At 64.7% G+C, this 11547-nt stretch carries 9 protein-coding genes; all 9 read right to left on the reverse strand.

The window, feature by feature from the left end; genetic code table 11:
- Position 1 precedes the first annotated feature (1 nt).
- The 9 genes from GY937_11970 to GY937_12010 all read right to left on the reverse strand — a co-directional run bounded on the left by GY937_11970 (position 2) and on the right by GY937_12010 (position 11486).
- Positions 2-2074, reverse strand: a complete 2073-nt coding sequence (locus tag GY937_11970; protein MCP5057425.1) for a hypothetical protein — start codon at positions 2072-2074, stop codon at positions 2-4.
- Positions 2071-3135, reverse strand: a complete 1065-nt coding sequence (locus GY937_11975; GenBank protein ID MCP5057426.1) for a hypothetical protein — start codon at positions 3133-3135, stop codon at positions 2071-2073. The genes GY937_11970 and GY937_11975 overlap by 4 nt, the downstream gene beginning before the upstream one ends.
- Before the next feature lie 16 nt (positions 3136-3151).
- Positions 3152-5731: a HAMP domain-containing protein gene (locus tag GY937_11980; protein ID MCP5057427.1), complete on the reverse strand. Its 2580-nt coding sequence runs from the start codon at positions 5729-5731 to the stop codon at positions 3152-3154.
- Positions 5728-6198: a hypothetical protein gene (locus tag GY937_11985; protein ID MCP5057428.1), complete on the reverse strand. Its 471-nt coding sequence runs from the start codon at positions 6196-6198 to the stop codon at positions 5728-5730. Before GY937_11985 ends, GY937_11980 begins: the two co-directional genes overlap by 4 nt.
- A gap of 10 nt (positions 6199-6208) precedes the next feature.
- Complete coding sequence (locus tag GY937_11990) at positions 6209-6709, reverse strand: purine-binding chemotaxis protein CheW (protein ID MCP5057429.1); 501 nt, start codon at positions 6707-6709, stop codon at positions 6209-6211.
- Complete coding sequence (locus GY937_11995; GenBank protein MCP5057430.1) at positions 6706-8859, reverse strand: chemotaxis protein CheA; 2154 nt, start codon at positions 8857-8859, stop codon at positions 6706-6708. Before GY937_11995 ends, GY937_11990 begins: the two co-directional genes overlap by 4 nt.
- A 6-nt stretch (positions 8860-8865) precedes the next feature.
- On the reverse strand, positions 8866-9249 hold the full coding sequence (locus tag GY937_12000; GenBank protein MCP5057431.1) for a response regulator: 384 nt from the start codon (positions 9247-9249) through the stop codon (positions 8866-8868).
- 138 nt (positions 9250-9387) lie between these two features.
- Positions 9388-10929, reverse strand: a complete 1542-nt coding sequence (locus GY937_12005; protein MCP5057432.1) for a DUF4388 domain-containing protein — start codon at positions 10927-10929, stop codon at positions 9388-9390.
- Positions 10930-11267: 338 nt separating this feature from the next.
- Entirely contained in the window at positions 11268-11486 is a 219-nt protein-coding gene (locus GY937_12010; protein MCP5057433.1) for a hypothetical protein, read from the reverse strand.
- Between the last annotated feature and the right edge of the window lie 61 nt (positions 11487-11547).

Genomic DNA, 11547 nt, shown 5'->3' on the forward strand with positions numbered 1-11547 from the left:
GCTACTCGAGGATGTCCAGCGCACTGAAGATCGCACGGCGCACAAATTCGTCGGCCTCCGATTCCAGGCAGCGAAGAATCGCTGGGACCGCCGTGCGGGATCGTCTCTCCGCCAGCACGTCGACCACCTGGGCCCGCACGGCCCAATGTTCGTGAGCCAGAAGAGGCAGAAGTTCCGTGAGCGCCAGGGGCTCCGCATGACGTCCAATACAGGCGATGGCAGCCATCACGACTTCTGCGTCATCTGCGCCTAGCGCCGTGCTTGCCAGCGTCGCGGCACTTCCGCCGCCAAGCCGGTCCAGGACTTCGAGACCTGCCATGGCCGGCGCGCTACCCCGCCGAATGGCCGCCGAAACCAACTCAAGGATCCGGGGCCGAGCTTCTTCCATCCCGTGCTTTGAAGCCCAGAGCCCGAGGGCGCGAAGCGCAGCGACACGCGCCCGCTCATCGAGATCGTCTGCCAGATGTGCCAGATCGGACATCACGGACGGGTCGGCTGAGACCGTGAGGGCGTACGCGGCGCCGATTCTCACGCGTACGTCTTCATCCGCCAAAGAGAGTCTCAATGTTTCGAGAGGCGGGGACGTGGAAACCGACGCGATTCCCTTCACGGCAGCGCGGCGCACGTCTGGCGAGGGATCGGCTGAAAGGCGCGTCAACACATCCAGCTGCCGAGAGTCTCCGACGTTCCCGATCACTTCGGTCGCGGCCAGCCGGAACGTCTCACCCTCGTCGAAGAGAAGATTCTCGAGCGCCTCCACCACCGGAACGGAATCGTCTTCCCCGATGGATTGAAGGGCGGCGGCGGAAGCTGCCAACTCTTCGCTTCCCCAGTCTCCGGTCTCTCTTGCCGCCGCGCTGAGAAGGCTGATCAGGGCAGCGACCGGCTCGAGCGCCCGGTGCTGACCCAGGGCTCGCGCAGCATCGGCACGTACCTCATGGTTCGTGTCAGCGAGCGCGCGCAGCAGGACACCGCGCCCGTCTTCGCCTGGAGTTGCTCCCAGGATGCGGCAGGCCATGCGCCGTTCCTCAGTCGTGAGTTCATCGAAGCCCGCCTCGACTGGCGGCACGACCGCCTGGCCCATCGTCTCCAGCGCCGCGAGCACAACCTCCGCGAGGGCTTCGTCGGACGCCGCCCCCAGCATGGGAAGGACGGCCTCTGGGTAGCCTAACATTCCGAGCAACTGGACGGCCGCCAGCTGCGCCGGAAGATCGCCAACGCGAACCTGCGCGCTCGCGAACGCAAAGGACTCACCCTCAGGACCGATCGCCTGCTTGATCTCGCGCTCGCGCGCCTCGTTCTCGCACCCGGGGCGCGCGCAGATGCGAACCAGAGCCTCGAGCGCCGCCTCCCGGGCCGATCGACCGCCGCTCTCGAGGCCCTTCAGGAGCACCTGCACGGAACCGGGTTCATCGTTGTGGCCCAGCACAGAATAGGCTGCAGCGCGAAGCAACGAATCCTCCGATGCGGAGCGCAGGACGTCTGCGTCTACCTGGGCTTCCAATCGGTCCAGGGCACGCAATGCCGAGAGCCGAACCAGGATCTCCGGATCCGCGCTCACCAGACGCAACAGAATCGGATGACAGTCTTCGTTCCCGACACAGCCCAGGGCTTCCGCACCGGCGCCCCGCACGTTCGGGTCCGGGTCCGAAAGCACGTGCAAGAGATGCGGGACGGCAGCGGGATCTCCGATCCCTGCCAGGGCATCGACAGCCTGTTTGCGCACGTCGATATCGGGTACCCCGCACGCCCCGAACAACACTGGAAGCGCGAAGGAGCCGCAACGCATCAGCGCCTCCAGCGCGGCATTCCGCCTGCCCGGGTTCTCCCCATCGGCCAGGGCCTCGACCAGCGCCGGAATCGCGGCAGAAGTCTCGGGCGTCTCCGAGAGCCGCTCGATCGCTGCCTTCCGGACTCGCCAGCTCGGATCTGCGAGCTGCGCAACCAGCGCGGGAATCGCCTCGTTTGGAGGAAGGGTCGTGAGCCGCTCGACCGCGAGACGACGAACCTCTTCGTCGGAACTCGTCAGATCAGAGAGGAGCTGACCGTGATGTTCGCGATCCGCGGGGCTCACTCCATCCCCCGAGCGCGGGCAACCCGCAACAGTTCTTCTAGGAGGAAATCATTCTTGGATCTCACGTACTCGTCGACGCGCCGCTCGAACAAACCGCGGCCCTCATCGAGCTCGGCAGTCATCGCCTGGGCGACATCCCCTGCGGCAACGGCGGCGGAAAACTTTTCCTCGTTGTAGAGCACGATATCCGACACGATGATTCGGGCGAGGCGCTCCGCCTGGGCGCGTTCCTCAGGCGCCGCGGCTGATGTCGGGGCTGCCGGTGCCAGCGTTTCCTGCGGCGCAGCAAGTTCCGACTTCGGGATTGCGGCTTCGGGCGTACCCAACTGTCCCGCATTCCCGAGCGATTCCTGATTCGGGTCTTCGAGAGCCGAAGGGGGATCCTCGTTCATCTCCGGCTCCGGCGCCGAAGCGATCGACGGCTTCGCCTTCGGTGGCGAAACAGGCGTGCTCGGCGTGGGCCGAAGTGGCGCAACAGCCGGCTTCTCCACGGTCGCCGGCTCCGGCGGCAGCACTCCAGCTTCTACCAATATCGGGAACAGGGCCTCCGGAAGATCGGGAACCTCCACGTAGGAATCGGCACCGTAGAGTTCTGACGGCGAGCGGCGATACCGCTCCGGGTGGTGGACGGCTCCAGCAAGGATCACATGGGTGCCGCGCAAGCTCATGTTGCGCTTCACGATCTCGCACACCTGGAAGCCGAACATCTTCGGGAGCTCTGCCGCCAACACCACGGCGACCGGCTCCTGACGCTGGATTTCGAGCATGGCATCGACCCCGTCGAAGACCACCATGCAGTGCAGGCCGCGGGCGCCAAGGGCGTCTGCCGTCTGCTTGGCGAGGTCGGCGTCCGGCATGGCAACGACGACCTGGGTCTTCTTCTTCTCTGCGGGCGCGGCCGCCTTGGGAGGATCTGCCTGGACACCGGCAGTCGCCTCGGTCGGCGGCCTCACCCGGAAGACGGATTCGCAACGCGAACAACGAAGACGAGCACCCCCCTCTCCGAGCTTCTCCTTGTCGATCCGGTAGCGGGCTGCGCATTTCGGACAAGCCGCAATCATCGTGTTCTCCCGAGTTTCATTGGATCCGGAACCGCCTCACATCTTCGCGAAGGACAGTCGCCTGTTCGCTCAATGTGCGTGTCGCGTCACCCAGGCGACGGGACGAATCCTCGTTCGAGCGTGTTCTCTCGAAGACCTGTTCCAGAAAGGAAACCGTTGAGCGACACGAGTTGGTTTGCTCCTGCAAACCAGCGTGGATCTGATCCACCGTATCGCGAATACTCTCCATGCTATGGCGGATCCGCCCCGCCCCACGAGATTGTTCCTCGGTCGTTCGCTGGGTCTGCTGCGCGACATCGCGAGTCACGTGGGCACCCCTTGCCATCACGTCGTTTCCTCGTTCCTGTTCGCGGCCCGCATCCTGTATGACGTCGACCTGCTCGCTGACGCGCTCCATCAAACCCGCCACATGCCGCGCGGCGCCAGCTTGCTCCCGCACCGCATGAACGATCTCGTCGATGCGCCCGCCGGAATCGCGCGCTGCGCCTGTGATCTCCTCCAATGCGAGCCCGGCATCTGCCGCCAATTCCACGCCGCTGAGGACACTCTCGGTACCGCGGCCGATCGCATCCGTCGCGTTGACCGCCTCGGACTGCACGGCCCGAATGAGATCGCCGATCTCCTTCGTGCTGGTGAGTACGCGATCGGCGAGGTCCTTGATTTCGTCGGCGACCACCGAGAACGAGCGACCCTGATCGCCAGCCTGTGCCGCGATGATCGCTGCGTTCAATGCCAACAGATTCGTCTCGTCGGCCACGTCGTCGATCACATTCACGATGGCACCGATCGCTGCCATCCGGGCAGCCAGACTTCCGATCACGGTATCCGCAGCCTGCGTGGCATCGCGAATCGCTTCCATCCCGCTGATCGTCTCGTGAACTCGCTCCTGACCTCGCTCGGAGAGCATGACGACTTGCGACGAAAGGCTGGCGGCCTGGCTGGCGTTGCCATCCACCTCGGTCATCGCTGCCGCCATCTCCGACATCGAACTCGCGGTCTCGGAGACGCCGCCGGCGAGGCCTTCCGTGTTTTCGCCAACCTGCGCCACGCTGCGGATCATCTGCTCGATCGACCCACCGACTTCTTCCACATGGCTGCTGAGGGTCGTTGCGGTCTGATTCAGCTCCTCGCTCGCAGCTCCGAGTTCCAGGATCGAACTACTGGCTTCCTCGACATTGGAATTCAACGCCTGGGCGCTGCCCGTGATCTCCGAAACCTTGTGATTGACGGAAGCCACCTGAGCGGTCGCCTGCTCGATATCTTCGCGCTGGGCATCCGTCGCGCCGGCCACGGCGTTTCCGATGGCTCCTAGATCGCCAACGGCGCGGTCCAGGCCGTCGGCCGCAAGGGCCACTCGCCCGATCATCTCTCTCAAAGATCCGACCATCCGATCGAAAGCTCGTCCGAGTACGCCGAGTTCGTCCTCGGATTCGACGACCTCCTGGCTGAGGAAATCACCTTCCGCGACCCGCTCAGCCCGGCCGATCAGGCGCAGCGTCGTGGCGCTGACATCCTTCGCCAGGACCCGGCACATCAGGAACGTGATGAAGAGAGCAATACACATGAGAGTGACGAAGGCTCGACGCGAGCCTGCCTGGTCGGACATGAAGACGGAGCCCGGGGTGACCGCAACCAACAATTTCTGGTTCTGCGCATCCAGACTCTGCCAGGCGAAGCTGTTCTTGGAATCGAAGCCCGTGCTCTCGCCTGCTGAGGTATCCGCTCGTTGGGATAGCCACTCGAGCTCGGAAGCCTCCAGGCCATCTGCCGGCCCATCGATGATCGAACGCGTTCCGCGATCGACCACCAACATCGATTGAGCCGCTGAGAACGTGACGGCGACCTCGCGCAACCGCTCCAACGTGTTGGTTTCCTTGGCCAACTCGTCCACGCAGTAGGCCAGGTAGGCCTGCTTCACGCGCGTGTCCTGGGCTTCGACGGGGCGTCCCGCGAGCGTGCCGGAGAGCAGCAACGCGAAGAAGAGAGTCACCATCGAAAGCGCGACCATCGGCACGACCAGCTTGCTCACCAACGGGACGTGAGGCATCAGTTCGGCACGTTCGGCGCTATCGGGTAGCTGCTGGGCCCAGGCGTCCAGAAGGGGCGCCGCCATCCGCTTGACTGCGAAGAAGGTGAAAATTGCGGAGACGGTTCCGCCGCTGAATGCGGCCGCCGCAACCACGAGGCACGTGAACGTGGAAATCGATTCGAGCCGAAACGCCATGAAGAGCGAAACGAAGAGCGCTGCGCTGGTCCAGTTGAACATCACCTCGCCCACAGTTCGATACGGGAGCCGGGCCAACACGGAGAAGGCGTCCCCGAGTTCGTCTTTCGTCAGATCGCGGACGATCCCTGCATCGATCGCTTGCCGAATGGGCAACGTGTGTCGGCGGTACACGGTCTGGGCGACGGCCGTCAAGGCAATGGCGACCAACGCAACCCCCAGGCCGAACGTGGACCATTGCTCCGGCGTGAGGATCAAGATGGTTACGAGGTATCCGGTGCATAGCGCCGCCCCGGGAAGCGCGATGACGGACCAGAGCAGCGTCAACCGAAGATGGAACGCCCTGCCGCTCGCAAAGATCGGCTCGGTCATTGCGTTTCCTCCCCGCAACGCGGGCTCGAGCGGTAGACGCTCTCCAGAATTTCCTCCAAGGCGAGCACCATCACCGGGGGTGCGTCCTTGCGACGCACGACGGCGCGAACGTCGTCGTAACCGGAATGCGTTGCCAGAGCGGGGGGGCTTTCGATGGATCCGGACGAGACGGAGAGCACATCCACGGCAGCATCCACTCGCAATCCCATCACCAGCTCATCGATTTCGACGATGGCGATTCGAGCGGTCGCGGCACCCCGGCAGCTTCCCTTGGCCAGCGCGCGCCCCAGGTCGACGACCGGTATGACTCTGCCTCGCAGGTCGATGACCCCCTCGATCAGGCACGGTGCCTTGGGGAGAGGCGTCGTCTCCTGATTGCGGACGATCTCCCGGATATGCAGTACGTCGATTCCGACCAACTGGCCGGCGACTTCGAAACAAGCCAGCTCGACCCGGCGTTCGCTCATCGTGATTGCGCTACTCACCAAGATCCAACACCCGTTCGAGATTCAGAATGGAGACGAACTCCCCGTCGGCCTCGCAGAGCCCTGAGACGAAATCGGTATCGCTGCCAGGAGCGTCACAGAAGGCATCCTCGGAAACCCGCAGAACCGAAGCGACGTTTTCTACGAGCAGGCCCACGGCATCGCCTTCGTCGCCGTGTAGAACGACGATCCGCGATGTAGGCGTGGGCTGGCTGGGCACGCCTCCAAGGAGATGAGCGAGATCGAGAACCTGCACGATCTCGCCGCGCAGGGAGATGATCCCGAGGATCTCCCTGGGGACCCGGGGGACCGGGGTGATCTGCCGCAATCGCACGATCTCCCTGATCCGCTCCACCGGAAGCGCATAGCGATTCGCACCGAGCGGAAACGCGAGGAATTCGCTGAGGATCTCGGTCTCCGCGTCGTCGCCGAGGCTGGTTGCGGCACGGGCGAGATCGTCCCAGGCCGACTCCGGAAGCGTTGCGCTGGTCATGCGCTCTCCCCACGCTTTGGACGATGACCCGCCGACGTGACACCGCGGCGTGCCAGTTCTTCGATGAAAGCCGAAACGTCGAGGACCAGCACGGCACCTTGTTCGCCGAGCTCGGTAGCACCGGCAATTCCACGTACGTCACGAATCGGCCCCTGGATCGGCTTGATCACCGCATCCTGTTGGCCGTCCAGACGGTCGACGATCAGCCCCATGCGTGCGTCGCCCATTCCAAGAATGACGACGTGGATCTTTGCGTCGCGAGGCCCTTCTTCAATGGCGAATTCCCGAGCCAGACAGCGCAGGGCCAGAGGCTCGCCCCGCAAATTCAAGAGCTCGCTTCCCTCGCTCTGCTGGATCTCCGAAGGATCCACCAGCAAGGTCTCACGCACCGAGTTCAGCGGCACGGCAAAGAGGTGTTCGCCGACCCCAACGATCAATGCCTGAATGATGGCGAGCGTGATCGGCAGGGTGATGGCGATCGTCGTTCCGCTACCGGGCGTCGACTCGACATCCACGATGCCGCCCAGGGAGGCGATGTTCGAGCGGACCACGTCCATCCCAACTCCGCGCCCACTGGTCTCGGTCACCGCATCGCGGGTCGAGAGGCCCGGATGGAAGATCAGTTGGAGAGCCTCACGTTCCGTAAGCTCCTCTCCCGCACCCACCAGCCCTTTCTCCCGGGCACGTTCGAGCACCCGCGCGGCATCGATTCCGCGCCCGTCGTCAGAGAGGCGGATCACCACGTCGTTGCCGCGCTGGGTCGCCTCGAGGCGGATCGTCCCCTCCGCCTCCTTTCCCAGGCGAATACGTTCAGCCGGCTCCTCGATCGCATGGTCGAAGGCATTTCGGACCAGGTGCATCAACGGATCCACCAGCTCTTCGACGATCAGCTTGTCGAGTTCCGTGTCCACTCCGGAAACCTCGAGCCGAACATCCTTGTGCAGGTCGAGACGCAAGCGCCGCACCACCCGAGCAAGCTTGTCGAACACCTGGCGCAACGGCACCATGCGCACTTCTAGAACACCGGCCTGGAGTTCCGACAGCTTTCGCTCGAGGCCACGATGGATCTTCCCGAGTTCGGCTCCCTCCCGGAGGGTGTGAGGGTCGGCGCTCAGGCGACCCGCGAGATGGTGGAGCGCACCCTTCTGCAGGGCGAGTTCACCCACCAGGTTCATCAGCTCGTCGAGCCTGCGGATGTCGACCCGAACCGTCCCACTGATCGACCTGAGGGAAGCCGGCTCCGACGCATCCTCCTGCTCGTGCTCCAACTCCGGGTTCGCGGCCTTCCCTTCCGCTCGGGCGGAGGCCGCTTCGACCGCTGCGGGTTCGACTGCGACGGGCTCGGCTGCGGAAGGTGCGGCTGGGGCAACGGAATTAGGGCGCGGGAGCATTGCCGTTTCGACGGACTCGGGAGCCAACTCCAATCGTTCAGCGAGTGCCGCGGCTTCGAGATCGGTACCGGCCAACAGCGAGAATCGGATATGCGAATCGGGCGTTTCGCCGGCCGATGGAAGCGTCGAGAGGATCTCGCCGATCTCCTTGATCGCGGCCGTCACGTCCGCCAGACCTTCCTCGAAGCTGGCGATCTCGAAATCCACCTCGACGACATAGATGCCGCGACCCCGTCGCAGATTGTCGCGGAGCCGATGCTCCTCGTACTCGGTGAGGGCGCGCAAGATCGAGGGCGAAAGCTTCAGATCTCCGAGCGCCTGGTCCGAATCGGGCTCGCTCCCGCCGAAGCCCTCGATGCGCGCCAACAATTCCGCAATGGTCCCGCGCGTCCTGACGCCGATCTCCGAGCTCTGGAGTTCTGCCAATGAGACACCGAGGATCTCGATGGCGTCATCGAAGAGCGAAAGGCCGTCCTCGCCGAGCGCCACGCGACCCATGCGCATGCCGTCGAGAAGATCTTCCAGGTGATGGGCCAGCTCACTCAAGCTTTCGAGGCCGAACATCCCCGAGAGCCCCTTCAGGGAATGAGCTGACCGGAAGAGCCGGTTGATGAGATCCGGGGCCGGCTCGGTGCCAGATTCCTCGGCTTCTGCGAGCTCCGAGAGATGGTCTCGCATGCGCTCGAGGATGTCCTCGGCCTCCGAGACGAACTCGCGCTGGGCCTTCGAACCCGCGCCCGCTTTATCCGACGCCGCCACGGGCTTTCAGACTCCCCGGCCCGACTCGAGCAGATCGGAAACCAACGCCTGGAGCTCACCCGGTACGAAGGGCTTCACCAGGTATCCATTCGCGCCGAGTTCGAGCCCCTTCGCGCGATCCCGGTCCGATCCTTCCGTGGATACGATCACCAGCGGAATCGCCCGGTAGACTTCGTTGCCCTTGACGAACGACACCAGCTCGAGCCCATTGATGTCGGGCATGTTGATGTCGGTCAGAATCAGGTCGTAGCGCGCACGCGGCAGCATGCGAAGCGCCTCGAAGCCGTTCTGGGCCTCATCGATCTTGGCGTCCGGATCCAGGTCCTCGAGCGCCTGTACGAGCAGGCTCCGCATCGTGCCGGAGTCCTCAACGATGAGGATGCGCGCCACCATTCCCTCCCAGGCCCGGAAGGCCCTCTGGTGAGGCCTCCGCATCGGCCGATGAGGGGGATTTCTTGAGAAAATGCGGTGGGTTCCCGGACTCGCTGCGCTGCCCAGTGAGCGCGGGAATTCGCCTACACGGTGGAGCTACGCGGGCTCGTCGAGGGCGCGTTCCAGCGCAGCACGATCCAGTGCCAGACCAGCGTGCTGCAACACGACCTCGAGTGCTGCCGTGTCCGGAATCGGGTCATCCCCTGGAAGCATGTCGCCGTAGACCACGGCAACGACCCGGTCCGCACTCTCGATCGGGGCCAGCCAGGCCTCCCTGGGCGGATCGGTCGCCAGCCCGGCCACGAGGCGACTGGCCTCAGCCCCAGCGGACAGACGAACCGGCACACGATGCTCGATCACCTTGCGAAGGCCGGCGCATTCCGAAATGTGGAGACTCTGGCCCCGGATGCCGACATCATCGGGACCGCCCGCAAGCGGAAGCCCGTGCTGCGCAATGCCTTCCGCCTCCTCTTCGCGAATCATGAACAAGGCGACCCTGGCGAAGATCCGTGACGCGAATTCGATGACCCGCGGAAGCACGCCTCCCGACGCGGCGGACTCACGGAGTTGCATGCTCATCTCGCGCAGATCTTCGACCGCCGGGGACACCGACGGAACCTCCCGCCCACACACCCGCAGGATCTCGCCCGCGAGTTGCTGGCCGAGGCGCTCGACGGCGGCCACCATCGAGGGATCCATGAGCTGGGTCGGCGTAGGCTTCACGATCCGCCCCAGCGTCGCAGCATCGAAGCCGGGCGCGATCGGACGACCGACCTCTTCGAGCATGAGGATACGCATCTGCGGCGCTTGCCGAACGAGCCGTTCGACCACTTCCAGCGCTGTGCGAGCACCCGAAACCGGGTCTGCCAATGCGCTTACCGAGAGGACGACCAACGGGACTTCCGCCCGGCGCAGGTATTGCCGGATTCGGCCGATCCCCTGCTCCGTCAACTGGAAGAGATGAGCCGTGTCGAATTCCTCGGGAATCGATGCGCGAGCCCATTCGACGACCGCAAGGTCCGGATCGACGAACACCAGGGGCGGAAGAGGACCTGGTTCAGACGATGTTGCACGCTCTTCCGCTTCCGGCATCCTGGGCGGTTCTTGCGGCGCGTTCGCGGGTTCAGCTCCGGTCCCGGGCAATGGCTCCGGGATCGGTTCGAGCAGGGGATCGTCGTGTGGCTCCTCAATGGCGGCCTCCTGGACGGGCCCCATCGCGGCCGCACGTTCGTCGGCCTGCCTGGTTCCTTCGAGGGCCAGGAACTGGGGATTCAAGCCCGGGTCCAGAGAGAAGCCACCGAGTTCCTGTGGCGTAGGTGCGCCAACCTCGAAACTGAATTCCCCCTCGGCCCACGTGAACATGCACAGCACACATTCCTCCACGTGTTCCTGAAGCCCGGCTTCGAGTTCCTCGGGCGCGACCGAATCGGCAGGGGGAAGGCTTCGGCTCTCCAGCAGCTCCGCCATGCTGGTCGGACCACCTTGGATCAGAGCGGAACGAATCCGACCCTCTTCGAAGAGGATCTTCCCCTCGCCTTCATCGGCCTGCAACACCAGCACCCCGGATTTACCGGAGAGACTGATGATCTGCAGGATGTCGCCGAGGCCCAGGTCCTCGAGACTTCCGACCAGGCTCATGCTCTGCCTACCTCGTTTGCGCTCCGGCAGGCAGGCGCCAACCCCCACCCGGGGGCGGCACTGACACCGAAGTCATCGACCGTCTCGAAGAATCCATCGGCCGACCCGATAGGGACTTGAACCCGGGATAGACCACAGAGCAGACCCCGGAGCTCTCGTAGCGCCTCCGGGGCCAGGAGATCGGCCAACTTGGACTTCGCGGGGCTGTTGAGGGGGATCGGTCGGGGGGTGCGGGGGTTCCTTCGATCCTGCGAGGCGCTCCGGGGTGTCCAACGGTTGGGCGCGGTGCCTTGGGCCCGCATAGGCAGGGCGGGTGCCGGCTCTGGCCCGTGGGTCGGCTAGACGGCGGCCGGGATCTCGGCCGGATCGAGGCGTGGGCCGGCCTTGCGCCAGCCCTCCGCCAGGAGCCAGGTATGTGGGTTGGCGATCGCCACCACGTTTCCTCCAGGTCGCTCCCGCGCCTGGGCGACGAGCTCCCCGGCAGAGCGCCGCCAGCCCTCGAACCAGCGCCCAGAGGATGCAGGATCGATTCGGGCCGTCCGAGGCTTCGTCTTCATGTGCCTACGAGCATTCAGAAGCACGTAGCGCATCGCATTCCGCACCTGGGTCGGCGTCCGC

The organism is bacterium (genome assembly GCA_024228115.1).
GTDB lineage: Bacteria > Myxococcota_A > UBA9160 > UBA9160 > UBA6930.

Excerpts from the sequence above, each read along its gene's own strand:
- GY937_12005 (MCP5057432.1), bottom strand. The coding sequence starts at position 10,929 with ATGAGCCTGGTCGGAAGTCTCGAGGACCTGGGCCTCGGCGACATCCTG.
- GY937_11985 (MCP5057428.1), bottom strand. The coding sequence starts at position 6,198 with ATGAGCGAACGCCGGGTCGAGCTGGCTTGTTTCGAAGTCGCCGGCCAG.
- GY937_11975 (MCP5057426.1), bottom strand. The coding sequence starts at position 3,135 with ATGATTGCGGCTTGTCCGAAATGCGCAGCCCGCTACCGGATCGACAAG.
- GY937_11990 (MCP5057429.1), bottom strand. The coding sequence starts at position 6,709 with ATGACCAGCGCAACGCTTCCGGAGTCGGCCTGGGACGATCTCGCCCGT.
- GY937_12010 (MCP5057433.1), bottom strand. The coding sequence starts at position 11,486 with ATGAAGACGAAGCCTCGGACGGCCCGAATCGATCCTGCATCCTCTGGG.
- GY937_11980 (MCP5057427.1), bottom strand. The coding sequence starts at position 5,731 with ATGACCGAGCCGATCTTTGCGAGCGGCAGGGCGTTCCATCTTCGGTTG.